We start from the raw sequence: 17,176 nt of genomic DNA, 5'->3' as shown, positions 1-17,176 counted from the left end.
TCCATGAAGACGCTTCTCTGCGGGCTGCTGTTGGCAGCCTGCGCCGTGATCGGGCCTGCGAATGCGCAGGACGCCACGGAAAAGAACCTCGGCGGTGTCGGCGAGCGCGTCGAGATGCCGGCGGCGAACTGGCTGTTCGTTCAGGTCGCCGACACGTTCACGTCCGACGGCAAGAGCATCACGCTGAAGGGCGTCGCGCCCCAGACGCTGATGTTCACCGACCGGCCCGAGCGCATGACGGGCGACGCCCTGACCGCAAAGTTCGTCGAGTTCTGGACCAAGGGCAAGGACGGCTTCGAGAAGGATCCGCCGAACGCCACGCTCTCGATCCAGAGCGCCGACAAGACGGCACTGGCCGTGGTGGAGCTGAAAAACCCGCGAATAGACGGCGACGCGCTGACCTACGACTACCGCATTCTGGAAGGCACGGTTCCGTCCTCCGGCAAGGAGATCTCGCTCTTCATCGACTGGTGGTACGGACCCGGCCCGGGCCCATACTGGGGAGGCCCCGGCCCGTGGCGCGGTGGCTACTGCTGGCGCGGCCCGTGGGGCGGCCTGCATTGCCGGCCCGGCTGGGGCTGGTGACTCCATCTCACCGGTCTTCCCTGAAGGCCGGAACGGCATTCTGATGGCCTGATATGCGGCCGTCCGCGACGACACGCGGGCGGCCGCTTCCATTTGACAACGGCCGTCCGGCATCGGGCATGATCTGCCGTCGGAGTTCGGCGCGCGGAGGGCGTCCGCGGCGTCACGAGGATTTGTCGGCTGTCACCGCAAATTTGCCAGATCCGGGGACGATCAGCGTGCGGGACATGTAGGACACCGGCGGTTGGAACGTTTCGCAAGGTGTGGTGCCTTGTTTCGGACCCTGCGGCTCCCTCCTGCCCCGGGTTCCGGTGGTTGTTTTCCCGACTGCGTACCCGTCGACGCAAGGCTCGGAGCGGTAAGACGTCATGTTGCAGAAGACCGAAGCAGACGTTGCGCCCGGCGTACGCCCGCGCAAGCCCGCACGGCGATGGCTACGCATCCTCCTTGGCGTGGTGGTCATCGGCGGCGGTGCGGCCGCAATCGTCCACTACCAGCCCTGGAAGCTGCTTCATCGTCCCGCCACGGCTACGGCGGTCCAGCGTGGCATGATGGGCGGCCCCACCCCGGTCGCCGTCGCCACCGTGACCACCGCCGATGTTCCAGTCGTGCTTAACGGCCTCGGTACCGTTACCCCACTTGCGACCGTCACCATCCGCAGCCGCATCAGCGGCTACCTCACCAACGTCGCCTTCAAGGAAGGGCAGGCGGTGAAGAAGGGCGACCTTCTCGCCGAAATCGACTGCCGCTCCTATGCGGCGGTGCTCGAGCAGAATCAGGGTGATCTCGCTCAGATTCAGGCGCAGCTCGACAATGCCCGGATCGACCTTGCCCGCTACCAGAAGCTCCGCGATCAGGATTCCATCTCCAAGCAGAACGTCGACACCCAGGCAGCGAGCGTGCGCGAGTTCGAAGGCTCGGCGAAGGCGGCACAAGGGCGGGTTGACGCGGCGCAGGTCGATCTCGGCGACTGCCGCATCACCTCGCCGATCGACGGGCGCGTCGGTCTGCGGCAGGTCGATGCCGGCAATTATGTCAGCGCCGGCGACAGCACTGGCATCGCGGTCGTGACGCAGGTCCAGCCGATTTCGGTGGTGTTCACCCTTCCGGAGGACAAGATCGGCGACGTGGCTGCCGAAGTGCGCGCCGGGCAGACGCTGAAGGTCGACGCCTACGACCGCACCAACAGCAAGATGGTCGCCGCGGGCACGCTGATGACCCTCGACAACGTGATCGACACCGCGACCGGCACGGTGAAGTTGAGGGCTGAGTTCCCGAACACGGACGAGACCCTGTTCCCGAACCAGTTCGTCAACGCCCGACTGCTGGTGAAGACCCTGCACGACGCGATGGTGGTGCCGTCGGCCGCGGTGCAGATCGGCACGCCCGGCAGCTTCGTCTATCTTGTCGGCGCCGACGACACCGTATCGCTGCGCACGGTCGAGACGGGTCTGACCCAGAACGGCGAGACCGTGATCACCAGCGGTCTTGCGGTCGGCGATCGCGTGGTCGTCGATGGCGTCGACCGGCTGCGCGACAAGGCCCGGGTTTCCGTCCGTGAGATCGACGGCAAGCCTGTCGGCCCAGGGGACAGCAATCAGGACCGGCCGGCGCGGCAGGGCAGCCCTCTCGCTGAGAATGCCGCGGGGCCGCCGGCGTGAACCCGTCCCGCCCGTTCATCCTTCGGCCGGTGGCGACCACGCTGCTGATGGTCGCGATCCTGCTTTCCGGGCTGGTGGCCGCGCTCTGGTTGCCGATCTCGGCGCTGCCGGCGGTCGATTACCCGATCATCCAGATCCGGACGCTCTATCCCGGGGCGAGCCCGGATGTGATGACCTCCTCGGTCACCGCGCCGCTGGAGCGGCAGCTCGGACAGGTCGCGAACCTCGAACAGATGTCGTCGACGACCTCCGGCGGTGCCTCGGTCATCACGATGAAGTTCGGACTCGACCTGCCGCTCGACGTCGCCGAGCAGGAAGTGCAGGCCGCCATCAACGCCGCGAACAGCTCCCTGCCCTCGGACCTTCCCGCGCCGCCGATCTATGCCAAGGTCAACCCGGCGGACTTTCCGATCCTCACGCTCGCCATCACGTCGAACACGCTTTCGACGACCGCCCTGCACGACCTCGTCGATACCCGGCTCGCCCGGCGCATGTCGCAGATCGCCGGCGTCGGGCTCGTGACGATTTCGGGCGGCCAGCGCAAATCGATCCGCGTGCAGGCGAACCTTGAGGCGCTTGCCGCCTACGGCCTCAATATCGACGATCTCAGGACCACGCTCGGCAATCTCAATGTCAACACGCCGAAGGGCAGCTTCGACGGTCCGTCGCGCTCCTACACCATCGATGCCAACGATCAGATCGAGTCGCCGGAGGAATATCTCCAGTCGGTGATCGCCTATCGCAACGGCGCACCCGTCCGGCTGGCGGACGTGGCTCAGGTTGTGGAGGCCTCTGAAAACCGCGCCCTGGCTGCCTGGGTCGATCGCCAGCCCGCGGTGATCCTGTCGGTGCAGCGCCAGCCCGGCGCAAACGTCATCGCCGTCGCCGACCGCGTGAAGGCGATGCTGCCGCAGCTCGAGGCTTCGCTGCCTCAGTCGGTCTCGGTCTCGCTCCTGACCGACCGGACGACCTCGATCCGCGCCTCGGTCAAGGATGTCGCCTTCGAACTCGGCCTTGCGATCCTGCTCGTCGTGCTGGTGATCTTCCTGTTCCTGCGCAACCTGCCGGCCACGATCATCCCGAGCCTGTCGATCCCGCTGTCGCTCGTCGGTGCACTCGGCGTGATGTACCTCTGGGGCCTCTCGATCGACAACCTCTCGCTGATGGCGCTCACCATCGCCACCGGTTTCGTGGTCGACGACGCCATCGTGGTGATCGAGAACATCGCACGCCATCTGGAGAAGGGTCTCTCCCCGCTGGAGGCCGCCCTCAAGGGCTCGGACGAGATCGGCTTCACCATCATCTCGCTCACCGTGTCGCTGCTGGCGGTGCTGATCCCGCTGCTGTTCATGGGCGACGTGGTCGGGCGACTGTTCCACGAGTTCGCCATCACGCTCGCGGTCACCATCGTCATCTCCGCCGTGGTCTCGCTGACGCTGGTGCCGATGATGTGCGCGAAGCTGCTGCACACGGCGCCGGAACACGGCGCGGCCGGGGGCAAGCCGACGCTGTTCGACCGCATCATCGCCGGCTACGCTCGTATGCTGGACTGGGTGCTGGACCGGCAGGCCGCGACGCTGGTGGTGGCGATCGCCACCCTCGCCGTCACGGTCGCGCTCTACATCTACATCCCCAAGGGCTTCTTCCCCGTCCAGGACACCGGCGTCATCCAGGGCATCACCCAGGCCGATCAGTCAGTATCGTTCGGGGCGATGTCCCAACGGCAGGAAGCGCTGGCGGATATCATCCTGAAGGATCCGGACGTTGCCGGACTCTCGTCCTATGTCGGCGTGGACGGCATCAACCCGACCCTGAATTCCGGCCGCATCTTCATCAACCTGAAGCCGAGGGACGAACGCACCGCTTCCGCTGGCGGCGTCATCCGCCGGCTGCAGCAGGAAACCTCCGCCCTGCCCGGCATCTCGATCTCGATGCAGCCGGTGCAGGATCTGACCATCGACACCAATCTCAGCGCCGCGCAGTACCAGTTCATCCTCGACAATCCGAACGGCGACGAGCTGAAGGAGTGGGTGCCGAAGGTAGTGAGCGCCCTGCGTGGCATTCCCTCCATTACCGACGTCTCGAGCGACCTGCAGGCCAGCGGACTTGCTGCCTACATCACCATCGACCGCACCACGGCGGCGCGGTTCGGCATTACCCCGGCCACCATCGACAACGCCCTCTACGACGCCTTCGGCCAGCGTATCGTCTCCACCATCTTCACCCAGTCGAACCAGTACCGGGTGATCCTGGAGGCCGACCCGACGCTCGCCGACAGTCTGAAGGCGCTCGATTCCATCTACCTGCCCTCGTCGATGTCGAGCACGGGGCAGGTGCGGCTGTCCTCCGTCGTCACCGTCGAGGAGCGTGCGGCACCGCTGTCGATCTCCCATCTCGGCCAGTTCCCGGCGGCCACGGTGTCGTTCAACCTCGCGCCGGGCGCATCCATCGGCGAGGCGGTGGACGCGATCCGCACCGCGACCGCGGAGATCGGGCTGCCGGAGAGCTTCCAGCTCCGCTTCCAGGGCGCGGCGGCGGCCTTCCAGAATGCGCTTTCCAACGAGCTGTTCCTCGTGCTCGCCGCCGTTGTGGCGATGTATATCGTGCTCGGCGTGCTCTACGAGAGCTTCATCCACCCGGTGACGATCCTCTCCACCCTGCCCTCCGCCGGCATGGGGGCGCTGATCGCGCTGATGATGGCCGGTGCCGAACTCGACATCATCGCCGTCATCGGCATCGTGCTTCTCATCGGCATCGTGAAGAAGAACGCGATCATGATGATCGACTTCGCGCTCGATGCCGAGCGTGGCGAGGGCAAGACCCCGCGCGAGGCGATCCGGCAGGCGTGCCTCCTGCGGCTGCGGCCGATCCTGATGACGACCATGGCGGCGCTGTTCGCGGCGCTGCCGATGATGCTCGGCAGCGGCGAAGGCTCCGAGCTTCGCCAGCCCCTCGGCATCGCCATCGTGGGCGGCCTGATCGTCAGCCAGGTGCTGACGCTGTTCACGACGCCGGTGATCTATCTCGCCTTCGCGCGGCTCGGCGAGCGGTTGTCCGGCCGCGGCGCCGCGCGGCAGCCCGGCGGGGAGGCGACGTGAACCTCTCCGCGCCCTTCATCCGCCGGCCGGTCGCGACGACGCTGCTGACCGTGGCGGTGATCATCGCGGGGCTTCTCGGCTATCGGCAGCTGCCGGTGGCGCCGCTGCCGAACGTCGAATTTCCCACCATCATGGTGCAGGCGCAGATGGCCGGCGCCAGCCCGGAGACGATGGCGACGAGCGTCGCGGGCGTGTTGGAACGCTATCTCGGCCAGATCGCGGGCGTCACCGAGATGACGTCCCAGAGCAGCTCCGGCAACACCCGCATCGTGCTGCAGTTCGATCTCAGCCGCGATATCGAGGGCGCGGCGAAGGACGTGCAGGCCGCCATCAACGCCTCGCGCACGGATCTGCCGTCGAGCCTGCGGTCCAACCCGACCTATCGCAAGTTCAACCCGGCGGACGCGCCGATCCTGATCCTGGCGCTGTCGTCGCCGACCCGCGATCGCGGCCAGATCTACGATACCGCCGCCACCATTCTCCAGCAGAAGCTCTCCCAGGTCGAAGGCGTCGGCAATGTCGACGTCAACGGCGCGTCGCTGCCGGCGGTACGGGTGGAGCTGAACCCCCATTCGCTGGCGAAATACGGCATCGCGCTGGAGGACGTCCGGGCCGCGCTCGCCTCGGCCAACGCCAACAGCCCGAAGGGCATCATCGAATCCTCCAACCAGCGCTGGCAGATCTACGCCAACGACCAGGCGTCAAAGGCCGCGGACTACCGCGACATCACCGTCGCCGTCCGCAACGGCGCGGCGATAAAGCTGACCGACGTCGCCAGCGTGATCGATTCCGTCGAAGACGTTCGCAACGCCGGCTTCATCAACGGCGACCCGGCTGTGCTGCTGACGGTCTATAACCAGCCCGGCGCGAACGTCATCGAGACCGTCGACCGCGTCCGGGCGGTGCTGCCACAATTGCGAGCCGCTCTGCCCGGCGACGTCACTCTCACCGAGACGGGCGACCGCTCGGTCACGATCCGCGCCTCCTTCCGCGATACCCAGCGGGCGCTGGTGATCGCGGTCCTGCTTGTCGTCGGCGTGGTGTTCGTATTCCTCGGCAGCCTCAGGGCTGCGATCATCCCGAGCGTTGCCGTGCCGACCTCGATCATCGGCACCTTCGGCCTGATGGCGCTCGCCGGCTACAGCCTCGACAATTTCTCACTGATGGCACTCACCATCGCGACCGGCTTCGTCGTCGACGACGCCATCGTCGTGCTTGAGAACATCTCCCGACGCATGGAGGAAGGCGAGACGCGCCTCGTCGCCGCCCTCAACGGTGCCAAAGAGGTCGGCTTCACTGTCCTGTCGATGAGCCTGTCGCTGATCGCGGTTTTTCTGCCGCTGCTGGTGATGGGCGGCATCATCGGACGGCTGTTCGAGGAATTCTCGATCACGCTCTCAATGGCGATCGCCATTTCGCTCGTCATCTCGCTCACCACCACGCCCATGATGTGCGCCGTGCTGCTGCCTCGGGAGCGCAAGGAAAAACGGCCGGGCCTCGGAATGCGCGCCATGGCGGCCGCGCAGCGGGGCTATGACCGTTCCCTCGGGTGGGTGCTGGGTCACCCACGGCTGGTATTGACCTCGCTTCTCATCACAATCGTCTTGAATGTTGTTCTCTACGCGATTGTTCCAAAAGGCTTCATGCCGCCTCAGGATACTGGCCTTCTGATGGGCGGCATCCGCGCCGACAGCGCCATCTCGTTCACGCTCATGCAGCAGAAGCTGCGGCAAGTGCAGCAGATCGTCGCCAGCGATCCTGGCGTCGATCAGGTGATCGGCTCCACCGGCGGACGGACGACCAACTCGGCCAACGTCTTCATCACGCTGAAGCCGAGGGCGGAACGCGATTCGGCGGATGCGATCCTTGCCCGGCTGCGGCCCAAGCTCGCGGAAGTCCCGGGCGCGCGGCTGTTCATGTTCTCGCGCCAGGACCTGCGCGTCGGCGGACGGCAGAGCTTAGCGCAATACCAATACACCCTGCAGGGCGACGACACTCGCGAGCTCGATGCTTGGTCCGAGCGCCTCGTGCAGGCGCTGCGCCACGAGCCGTCCGTGACCGACGTGAATTCCGATCAGGAGGAAGGCGGCCTCCAGATGCAGCTGGTGCTCGACCGCACCACCGCCGCCCGTTACGGCCTGTCACCGGACGTGATCGATGCGACGCTCTACGACGCGTTCGGCCAGCGCTCGGTCTCGACGATCCACAGCGACATGAACGAGTACCGGGTGATCATGGAGCTGGCGCCGGAGTTCCTGACGGACCCGTCCACGCTGGATACGATCTATGTCAGCGGTTCCGGCGCAAGGGCGAGCGGCTCGTCGCGGACCAACTCCACCACGAGTTCATCCGCGGCGACCGCGGGCTCCGACGCGGCAACGGCCGTTCGGAACCAGGCCACCAACGCCATCGCCACGGGGGGAAGCGCCAGCACGTCGAGTGGCGCGGCGGTCTCGACCCGCAACGAGACCATGATCCCGCTCAGCGCCTTCGCGCACTACGAGCCGGGCCGCACGCCCACGCAGATCCGCCACCAGGGTCAGTTCGCCTCGGCGACGATCTCGTTCAACCTCACCGACGGCGCCTCGCTGGGTGATGCCGTCGCGGCTATCGATCGCGCCGCGGCCGAAATCCACCTGCCCACCTCGATCCAGGGCTCTTTCTCCGGCACCGCGGCCACGTTCCAGTCCACGTCGCAGAACCAGCCGCTCCTGATCCTTGCGGCACTGGTCACGATCTATATCGTGCTCGGCGTGCTCTATGAGAGCTATGTCCACCCGATCACGATTCTCTCCACACTGCCCTCGGCGGGGGTCGGCGCGGTGCTGGCCCTGCTCGTCTCCGGCACCGAGTTCTCGGTCATCGCGCTCATCGGCGTCATCCTGCTGATCGGCATCGTCAAGAAGAACGCGATCATGATGGTGGATTTTGCCCTGCAGGCCGAACGCAACGAGGGACTCGCGCCGCTGGAGGCGATCCACCGCGCCGCCGTGCAGCGCTTCCGACCGATCATGATGACGACGCTCGCCGCACTTCTCGGCGCGCTGCCGCTCGCGCTCGATTTCGGCGAAGGCGGTGAGATCCGCCGGCCGCTCGGCATCGCCATCATCGGCGGCCTGATCGTCAGTCAGCTTCTCACGCTCTACACCACCCCCGTCGTTTACCTGACCCTCGACCGCTTGCGGCTCCGTTCAGCCGCGAAGTGGCGCAGCTTCACGCGCGGCAACCGCCGCGCCGCCTCCTGATCGCCTGCGCGGACGCCTCCCATGAACCTCCGGTCCTCGATCGTCGCTCATCCCCGCCGGCGCGCCGCCCTGGCGCTGCTGGCAACGAGCCTTCTCGCCGGCTGCATGGTGGGGCCGAACTATGTGCGGCCAAGCGCCGACGTCCCCGTCGCCTACAAGGAACTCGACGGCTGGAAGCCGGCGAACCCGTCGGACCATGTCGACCGAGGTCCCTGGTGGGACCTCTATGGCGATCCGCTGCTGTCGCGGCTAGAGGCGGAGGTCGTCGTCAACAACCAGAACCTCAAGGCCTTCGAGGCTGCCTACCGCCAGGCGCGCGCCATCGTCGCGGAAGCCCAGTCCGGGCTATATCCAAGCGCGACCTTCAACCCGGAGGTGTCGCGCCAGCGCGCCAGCAACAACGATCAGGTCTCATACAACGTTCTCGCCAACGCGAGCTGGGAGCCCGACATCTGGGGCTCGGTCCGTCGCCAGGTGGAAGGCAATACCGCCAGCGCCCAGGCCAGCGCGGCGGATCTGGCGAATGCCCGGCTTTCCGCGCAGGCGGACCTCGCAAACTACTACTTCCTCTTGCGTTATCAGGATTCCCTGAAGCGACTTCTGAACGAGACGGCGACCGCGTACCAGCGCTCGCTCCAGATCGCGCGCAATCAGTACGAACAGGGCACCGCCGCGCGCTCCGACGTCATCACCGCCGAAACCCAGCTGCTTTCGACCCAGGCCCGGGCGATCGCGGCCGAGGTCGATCGGGCGAAATACGAGCACGCCATCGCGCTCCTGGTCGGCAAAACCCCGAGCGAGGTCTCGATCCCGCCGGGCGCGCTGACGGACCGCGTGCCCAAGATTCCCGTGGGACTGCCGTCGACGCTTCTGGAGCGGCGACCGGACATCGCGGCCGCGGAACGCACCATGCAGGCGCAGAACGCCCAGATCGGCGTGGCGACGGCGGCGTTCTTCCCGAACATCGACCTGTCGGCCTCGGCCGGTTTCGGCGGCGGCGCCATGCAGCAGCTTCTGACCGCCTCCAACCAGGTCTGGAGCCTCGCCGCGAGCGGCGCGCAGATCCTGTTCGACGGCGGGCTTCGCACGGCGACGGTGGCGGCCGCGCAGGCGGGCTACGAGCAGAGCGTGGCGAACTACCGCCAGACGGTGCTGGCAGCCTTCCAGGACGTGGAAGACGAACTCTCGTCGCTGCGCATCCTCGCGCGCCAGATCGCCGTGCAGCGGCGAGCGGTCGCCTCCGCGCAGCAGGCGGTCACCATCAGCCTCAACGAATACCAGGCTGGCACGCAGGACTACACGACCGTCGTGCAGGCCCAGACCACCGCGCTCAGCAACGAGCAGACCCTGCTGCAGGCGCGTTCGGACCGGGTCAACGCTACCGTCTCGCTGATCCGTGCACTCGGCGGCGGCTGGGAGACGGCGGACCTGCCGACGGCAGGCAACATCAAGAAGGCGCCGCTCGCGCCTGACCCGTCGCCTGCGCCGGCCGGCACGCCCCAGGCTGCGGCCATCGTTCCCGCGTCGGGCAACCGGACCTGAACGGCCCCGCGCTCAACGGGCGTCGGCGAGGATCATGTCCGCGCCGCGCTCGGCGATCATCATCGTCGGGCTGTTGGTGTTGCCGGACGTGATCGTGGGCATGACCGAGGCATCGACGACGCGCAGCCGCTCGATCCCCCTCACCCTGAGCCGCGTATCGGTCACCGCGAACGGATCGCTCTCGATGCCCATCTTCGCGGTTCCGACGGGGTGGAAGATCGTGGTGGCGATGTCGCCGGCCGCGCGTTCGAGTTCGCCCTCGCCGGTGAGGTGATCGCCGGGCTTGAACTCCTCCGGCCGGTAGCGCCGCATCGCCTGCGCCGCCATCGCCTTTCGCGCAAGGCGGATTGAGGCGACGGCGACGTGCCGATCCTGATCCGTCGAGAGATAATTCGGCTGGATCACCGGCGCATCGTCGAGCGAGGCGGAGCGCGCATGGATCTCGCCGCGGCTGGTCGGGCGCAGATTGCAGACGCTGACGGTTATGGCGCCGAACGTGTGCATCGGCTCGCCGAACGCGCCGAGCGAAAGCGGCTGGACGTGGAACTGCAGGTTCGGCGTCGCGAACTCCGGCGAGGATCGGGTGAAGGCGCCGAGCTGCGACGGCGCCATGGTCAGCGCGCCGCGCCGGAGCACGGCATATTCCAGACCCATGCGCGCCCGCTTCCAGAGCGACAGATAATCGGTGTTGAGCGTCGCGACGCCGGAGACCTTGAACACCGGCCGGATCTGCAGGTGATCCTGCAGGTTGCGGCCGACCCCGGGCAGATGCCGGCGTGTCTCGATGCCGAGGGTAGTAAGCCGCTCGCCGTCGCCGATGCCGGATCGTTCCAGAAGAACCGGCGATGCCACCGCCCCGGCGGAGAGGATGGTCTCCACGCGGGCCGTCAACCGGCGTTCGCGACCGTTCTGCCGCACCACGAGCCCGGTGGCGCGGCCCTCGGCGATCATCACCTTGTCGACGAGGGCGCCGGTGACAACGGAGAGGTTGGGCCGACCCAGAGCCGGCTTGAGGAAGCCGCGCGCCGCACTCCAGCGGCGCCCGTTCTTCTGGTTCACCTGGAAATAGCCGCAGCCTTCGTTGCTGCCGGTGTTGAAATCCGCCGTTGGAGGGATACCGATTTCGTTCGCCGCAGCGATGAAGGCATCCAGGATTTCCCATTTCAGCCGGGGACGGTCGACTCGCCATTCCCCGCCGGCACCGTGCCACTCGCTCGCCCCGGCGAAATGATCCTCGTGGCGCTTGAAGACCGGCAGAACGTCGTCCCAGCCCCAGCCATCGAGACCGAGCTGACGCCAGCCGTCATAGTCGGCTGCCTGCCCGCGCATGTAGATCATGGCGTTGATCGCCGACGATCCGCCGAGCACCCGGCCACGCGGATAGGCGAGCGCGCGGCCGTTCAGGCCCGGCTCGGGCTCGGTGCGGAACATCCAGTCCGCCCGCGGATTGCCGATCGCGAACAGGTAGCCGACCGGAATGTGGAACCAGATCCAGTTGTCGGGACCGCCGGCCTCGACGAGGGCCACGCGGTAACGCCCGCCGGCCGAAAGCCGGTTGGCGAGCACGCAGCCGGCCGAGCCCGCGCCCGCGATCACGAAGTCGAACTCGTCCTCGGCCATCGCGCCCCTCCCCGCACCCGCGCTCGTTCTGCGGCGCGCTTGATCGGCGCTGCCGGGCCAGATCCCGGCGCCGCCCCGATCACCTCGTTATTGCGCGGCGACGCGGATGTCGAGGCCGGCCGGAGATGTCATTCGGCGGCGAGCCTCGGTTCGGCCGCGACGTTGGACGTCGCGGCCACCGGGGCGGCCCCCTCGCGGACGCGGAAACAAAGCGCGTAGAGGGCCGGCACGAAGAACAGGGTGAGCAGCGTCGCCACCGTCAGACCACCCATGATGGACACCGCCATCGGCCCCCAGAAGATGTTCTGCGACAGTGGGATCATCGCCAGGATCGCCGCGGCCGCGGTCAGAACGACCGGACGGGCCCGGCGAACCGTCGATCCGATCACCGCCTCGAAAGGCGCCACCCCGGCGTCGAGATCGTGCTTGATCTGGTCGACCAGGATCAGCGTGTTGCGCATGATCATGCCGGCGAGCGACAGCACGCCGAGCAGCGTCACGAACCCGAACGGCCGATCGAACAGGATCAGGCCATAGACGGCGCCGATCAGCCCCAGCGGCGCGGTGGCGATCACGAGGAACAGGCGCCCGAAGCTCTGAACCTGGATCATGATGAACAGCAACATCACGGCGACCATGATCGGGAAGATCTTGGCGAGCGCCGTATTCGCCTTCGCACTCTCCTCGACCGATCCGCCGGCCTCGATGCGGTAGCCCATCGGCAGCGCTTCGATGATCGGCTTCAATGCCGGCTCGATCTGGGCGGAGACGTCGGGTGGCTGAAGCCCGGCCATAACATCGGAGCGGACGGTGATCACCATGTCGCGGTTCTGCCGCCACAGGATCGGCTCCTCGAAGCCGAAATCGGCCTTCGCGACCTGGGACAGCGGTACGGCGATTCCGTCGCGGGTCGTGATCGTGAGATCGCGCAGCTTCCGCAGATCGAGCCGTTCCTCGGGCACCGCGCGGGCCACGACATCCACCAGTTCGATGCCGTCGCGGACCTGAGTCACGGTCGTGCCGGACAGGAGCGTCTGAAGGGTCGAGCCGATGTCCGCCGGGGTCAGGCCGAGCGCGCGGATGCGATCCTGGTCGAGTTCGATGCGGATCGACTTCGCCTGCTCGTTCCAGTCGAGATTGACGTCGCGGGTGTTGGGGTTGGCCTCCATCACCTTGCGGACGGCGCCGGCGATGTGGCGTACCTCGATCGGGTCGGGCCCGATCACGCGGAACTGCACGGGATAGCCGACCGGCGGACCGAACACGAGTTCGCTGACGCGCACCGTCGCTTCCGGCACCGCGCCGTCGCCCACCTCGGCCCTCAGCCGCTCGATCACCCTGTCGCGGGCGTGGAAGTCCTTGGCATAGGCGATGACGACGCCGTAGCTCTCCTTCGGAAGCTCCGGGTTGAACCCGAGCATCCAGCGCGGGGCGCCGGAGCCGATATAGGAGGTGTAGGTCTCGACCTCGTCGTCGGCCGCCACCAGCTTCTCGATCTTCCTCACGGCCGCGTCGGTGGTGCCGAAGGCGCTTCCAAGCGGGGTCGCGACCTCGATGATCACCTCCGGACGGGCCGAGGTTGGGAAGAACTGCTGCTGCACGAAGCGCATCGAGAAGATCGCGGAGGCGAACAGCGCCAGCGTCGCCAGCACGACCACGATGCGATGGCGCACGCACCACGCCACCACGCGGCGGAGGGCGCGGTAGACGCGCGTGTCGTAGACGGCATTCGGATCGCCGTGGTGGGCCTTGAAGTTCGGCAGAAGCTTGACGCCCAGATAGGGCGTGAACACCACCGCCACGACCCACGACACCAGGAGCGCGATGGCGACCACCCAGAAGATGCCGCCGGCATATTCGCTGGTGGAGGACTGGGACAGGCCGACGGGCATGAAGCCGGCCGCGGTGACGAGCGTGCCCGTCAGCATCGGAAAGGCGGTCGAGGTCCAGGCGTAGCTCGCCGCGGCAATGCGGTCGAAGCCCTGCTCCATTTTCACCACCATCATCTCGACAGCGATGATGGCATCGTCGACGAGCAGGCCGAGCGCGATGATGAGCGCGCCGAGCGTGACGCGCTGCAGCGACAGGCCCATGAAATCCATGATCATGATCGTGATGGCGAGCACGAGCGGAACCGCGAACGCGACCACGATGCCGGTCCTGATGCCGAGCGACAGGAACGACACGCCGAGCACGATCACCAGCGCTTCCATGAACACCCGGACGAACTCGCCGACCGATTCCTCGACGATCTTCGGCTGATCGGCGATCTGGATCAGTTCGAGGCCGGCCGGCAGGTCGGCGCGGATGTGGTCGATGGTGGAATGCAGGTTCTCGCCGAGATCGAGGATGTTGGCGCCCTTCGCCATGACGACGCCGATGCCGAGCGCGGGCACGCCCTGCTGCCGCACCAGATAGGTCGGCGGATCCGGCGGGCCACGATGAACGGTGGCGATATCGCCGAGGCGGAACTGCCGCCCGCCGGCAGAGATCGGCACGTCCGCGACGGCCTTCTCGCCGTCGAGCGCGCCATCGACGCGCAGATAGATCTGGTCGGCGTTGCTTTCGAACCGGCCGGCGGGCGCGACCGCGTTCTGCCGCGCCACGGAGGCGAAGATCTGGTCTGGCGTGATGCCGAGCGTCGCGAGCTTGGTGTGGCTGAACTCGACATAGATCCGGTCGTCCTGTTCGCCGAAGAACAGCACCTTGGCGACGTCAGGCACGCGGAGAAGCTGCTGGCGGATGTCCTCCGCCTCATCCTTCAGGGTCCGCGCAGAGACGCCCTCGTCGCCTGTCAGCATGTAGAGCGTGGACGACACGTCGGCGAAGTCGTCGTTGAAGAACGGGCCGATGACACCGGCGGGCAGGCTGGCGCGGGCGTCGGAGACGCGGTCGCGCACCCGCAGGAACAGGGCCGGCACGTCCTTGGGCGGCGTATCGTCCTTGAACTGCACCTGCATGAAGGTGCTGCCCGGCCGCGAATAGGTCTTCACCTTGTCGAAATGGGGAATCTCCTGCAGCACCTTCTCGATCGGATCGGCAACCTGGCGCTGCATTTCCTCCGCCGTGGCGCCGGGCCATTGCGCGGAGACGATCATGATCTTGACGGTGAAATCCGGCTCCTCGGCGCGGCCGAGGTTGAAATAGGAGAGCACGCCGCCGAACGACAGCAGGATCATCAGGAACAGCACCAGCGGCTGGTGCGTGACGGCCCAATGAGAGAGGTTGAAACGACCCATGCCCCCGTCCCCCGTCACGACCGCGAGGCCAGGCCGGGCGTTGCCGCGGCCGCGGCATCCGGCTGCGGGGCGGACTGGGCGGATGCCTCGAAGCGCACACGCTCGCCGTTCTCCAGGCGGCGCGCGCCCATGGCCACCACGGCCGCGCCGTGGGGCACGCCGGTGACGACGGCCTCGTTGGAGCCGTACCGCACGATCTCGACAGGCTGGAACGCCAGCACGCCGTGCCCGGTCTCCTCCGGATCGCGCTTCACCACATAGACCCCAGCGCCCTCGCCCACGCTGAACACGGCGGACAACGGCAGGCGGACGACCGGCCGGTCGGAGCCGCTGGCGAGCGCGAGCGTCGCCGTCATGCCGAGCCGGACGGCGTCGTCGGCATCCGGCAGCGAGAAGCGCACTGCATAGGTTCGGGTCGCGGGATCGGCCTGCGGCGCGATCTCGCGCACCGTGGCGGCATATTGGCGCCCGCCATCCGCCCACAGCGTGACGGTGGCGGCGGAACGATCGAGATCGGCGAGCCGGCTTTCGGGAATGGCGACCAGCACCTCCTTCTCGGCCCCTTTTGAGCCGCCCGCCGCCGTCCCGCCTGCCGCCTGCGCGGGCTCGGCCTGCTTGGCGACCTTGACGATCTCCTGGCCCTGGCCGACGACCTGGCCCGCCTCGACGGTGGCAGAGGTGACGACGCCGTCGACATTGGAGGTGAGGACCGCATAGCCGAGCTGGTTACGGGCGAGATCGAGCGCACGCTCGTCGCGGTCGACCCTCGCCCTCGCCTCGTCGAGAGCGACCTTGCGGGCGTCGTAGGACGCCTGACTGGTATGGCCGCCTTTCAGCAGTTCCTCGAAGCGGCCTTCCTCCGCATTGGCGAGCACCAGAGCGGACTGCGCTGCGGTGAGTTCGGCCTCGGCGCTTTCGACCGAAAGCGCGAAATCGGTCGGATCGAGACGGGCGAGAACCTGACCCTGCTTCACCGTATCGCCGACATCCACCAGCCGCTCGACGACACGGCCGCCGACGCGGAAGGCCTGGGCGATCTCGGTGCGGGGACGGATCACGCCGGTATAGCTGCGCACCTCCGCATCGGGCGCGGAGAAGGCGGTGGTGACGCGCACCACGGGATCGGGCTTCGAGGCCACCTGTTCCGGTTTGCAGGCCGCCACGGCGAGGGCGAGCCCGACGACACCGAGCGAGATGGCGGAGTTCCGCACCATGGCAGAGGATCCCATAATCACGATTCACGACAGCGAAATATGAACTGACGATAATTGAAATTCGTCACTTTAAAAACATAAATCTTCCTCTGGCCCAGGTTCGGGCGCTGCCGATGGGCCACGCGGTCACGAAACGCAGGCCTCACCAGCGAAGGCGGCGGTCGGAAGGGGAAAGATTGGCCGAGAAACGGACGCGATCAGAGCAGGCGCTGCTGAACCGGACGGGCCGGCGTTTTGGCAGGCGGGCGGTTGCCGAGGGAACGACGCAGGAAACGCATCAGCATTCTCAGGTCCGCTTCAGGGTCGTCGCCTTCCTTCCAGCACTGAGACACCACCACCGGGTGCATGAACCGGACCAGCGTCATCTTGAGGACATGCGCCGTCTCGCCGGGATCGACGGCGATCAGTTCGCCCTTAGCGATTCCGTCGCGGATGACGCCCTCTATCAATGTCACAAAACGTTCGATGAACTTATTGATAGAAGGCCAGTTTTCGTCGAAAGCGGCCGTCACCATATCGTGCACGCGCCGCTCGTGCATCAGGCTGTTGTGATTGAAGCGGAGCATGCCGAGCGCGATCGCCTCAATGCGGTCGAGCGCGGGCTCATCGGCGCGCGCGCACTTCCAGGCGATCTCCTCCATCTCCGCGAGAGTCCTTTGCAGGATCGCGTCGTTGATCGCGGCCTTGGACGGAAAAAAGCGGTAGACGTTCGCCGGGCTCATCTCCAAGGCATTGGCGATGTCGGCAACGGTCGTCTTGGCGTAACCGACCCGACGGAAACTCTCTTCCGCGACTTCGATGATCCGGGCGCGGGTGTCGTCCGGCGAAGCCGCATTGCGCGTCACTCTACTCATGATCAGTCCAGCCTTGGCATGGGGGTGCTTGCCGCACCGCTGTCCGTTTCCCCGCGCATAATCGGATATTATAAGTGACGATATTCAAAATTCATCACTTATCTTTCGCTTGGGCGGC

The 17,176-nt window shown here is 66.8% G+C and carries 9 protein-coding genes; 5 read left to right on the top strand and 4 right to left on the bottom strand.

Features of this window, described 5'->3' with window-relative positions:
• Positions 1 to 3 precede the first annotated feature (3 nt).
• The 5 genes from BUF17_RS11130 (at position 4) to BUF17_RS11110 (ending at position 10,131) form a co-directional block, all read left to right on the top strand.
• Positions 4 to 585: a hypothetical protein gene (locus BUF17_RS11130; RefSeq protein ID WP_073628649.1), complete on the top strand. Its 582-nt coding sequence runs from the start codon at positions 4 to 6 to the stop codon at positions 583 to 585.
• Between the two features lie 368 nt (positions 586 to 953).
• Positions 954 to 2,246, top strand: coding sequence for an MdtA/MuxA family multidrug efflux RND transporter periplasmic adaptor subunit (locus tag BUF17_RS11125; RefSeq protein WP_084564485.1), 1,293 nt, complete (start codon positions 954 to 956; stop codon positions 2,244 to 2,246).
• Positions 2,243 to 5,344, top strand: a complete 3,102-nt coding sequence (locus BUF17_RS11120; RefSeq protein ID WP_073628646.1) for a multidrug efflux RND transporter permease subunit — start codon at positions 2,243 to 2,245, stop codon at positions 5,342 to 5,344. The genes BUF17_RS11125 and BUF17_RS11120 overlap by 4 nt, the downstream gene beginning before the upstream one ends.
• Positions 5,341 to 8,589 (top strand): efflux RND transporter permease subunit, encoded by a 3,249-nt coding sequence (locus BUF17_RS11115; RefSeq protein ID WP_073628644.1) that lies wholly within the window; start codon positions 5,341 to 5,343, stop codon positions 8,587 to 8,589. Before BUF17_RS11120 ends, BUF17_RS11115 begins: the two co-directional genes overlap by 4 nt.
• 21 nt (positions 8,590 to 8,610) lie before the next feature.
• Positions 8,611 to 10,131 (top strand): efflux transporter outer membrane subunit, encoded by a 1,521-nt coding sequence (locus BUF17_RS11110; protein WP_073628642.1) that lies wholly within the window; start codon positions 8,611 to 8,613, stop codon positions 10,129 to 10,131.
• Between the two features lie 12 nt (positions 10,132 to 10,143).
• Here the strand turns inward: BUF17_RS11110 and BUF17_RS11105 are convergent, their stop codons facing one another.
• The 4 genes from BUF17_RS11105 to BUF17_RS11090 all read right to left on the bottom strand — a co-directional run bounded on the left by BUF17_RS11105 (position 10,144) and on the right by BUF17_RS11090 (position 17,058).
• Positions 10,144 to 11,751, bottom strand: a complete 1,608-nt coding sequence (locus BUF17_RS11105) for a GMC family oxidoreductase (RefSeq protein WP_073628640.1) — start codon at positions 11,749 to 11,751, stop codon at positions 10,144 to 10,146.
• A 128-nt stretch (positions 11,752 to 11,879) separates the two neighbouring features.
• Positions 11,880 to 14,990, bottom strand: coding sequence for an efflux RND transporter permease subunit (locus BUF17_RS11100; protein WP_073628638.1), 3,111 nt, complete (start codon positions 14,988 to 14,990; stop codon positions 11,880 to 11,882).
• A gap of 14 nt (positions 14,991 to 15,004) precedes the next feature.
• Entirely contained in the window at positions 15,005 to 16,204 is a 1,200-nt protein-coding gene (locus BUF17_RS11095; protein WP_073628636.1) for an efflux RND transporter periplasmic adaptor subunit, read from the bottom strand.
• A gap of 197 nt (positions 16,205 to 16,401) precedes the next feature.
• Positions 16,402 to 17,058: a TetR/AcrR family transcriptional regulator gene (locus tag BUF17_RS11090; protein WP_073628634.1), complete on the bottom strand. Its 657-nt coding sequence runs from the start codon at positions 17,056 to 17,058 to the stop codon at positions 16,402 to 16,404.
• Positions 17,059 to 17,176: the final 118 nt, after the last annotated feature.

The organism is Pseudoxanthobacter soli DSM 19599, assembly GCF_900148505.1.
In the GTDB taxonomy this organism is placed as follows: Bacteria; Pseudomonadota; Alphaproteobacteria; order Rhizobiales; family Segnochrobactraceae; genus Pseudoxanthobacter; species Pseudoxanthobacter soli.
The sequence above is the reverse complement of the archived record's forward strand: the minus strand, read 5'-3'. Positions and strand labels throughout refer to the sequence as shown.

Coding starts and splice junctions, on each gene's coding strand:
- BUF17_RS11105 (WP_073628640.1), bottom strand. CDS start 11,751: ATGGCCGAGGACGAGTTCGACTTCGTGATCGCGGGCGCGGGCTCGGCC.
- BUF17_RS11090 (WP_073628634.1), bottom strand. CDS start 17,058: ATGAGTAGAGTGACGCGCAATGCGGCTTCGCCGGACGACACCCGCGCC.
- BUF17_RS11100 (WP_073628638.1), bottom strand. CDS start 14,990: ATGGGTCGTTTCAACCTCTCTCATTGGGCCGTCACGCACCAGCCGCTG.
- BUF17_RS11095 (WP_073628636.1), bottom strand. CDS start 16,204: ATGGTGCGGAACTCCGCCATCTCGCTCGGTGTCGTCGGGCTCGCCCTC.
- BUF17_RS11125 (WP_084564485.1), top strand. CDS start 954: ATGTTGCAGAAGACCGAAGCAGACGTTGCGCCCGGCGTACGCCCGCGC.
- BUF17_RS11110 (WP_073628642.1), top strand. CDS start 8,611: ATGAACCTCCGGTCCTCGATCGTCGCTCATCCCCGCCGGCGCGCCGCC.
- BUF17_RS11130 (WP_073628649.1), top strand. CDS start 4: ATGAAGACGCTTCTCTGCGGGCTGCTGTTGGCAGCCTGCGCCGTGATC.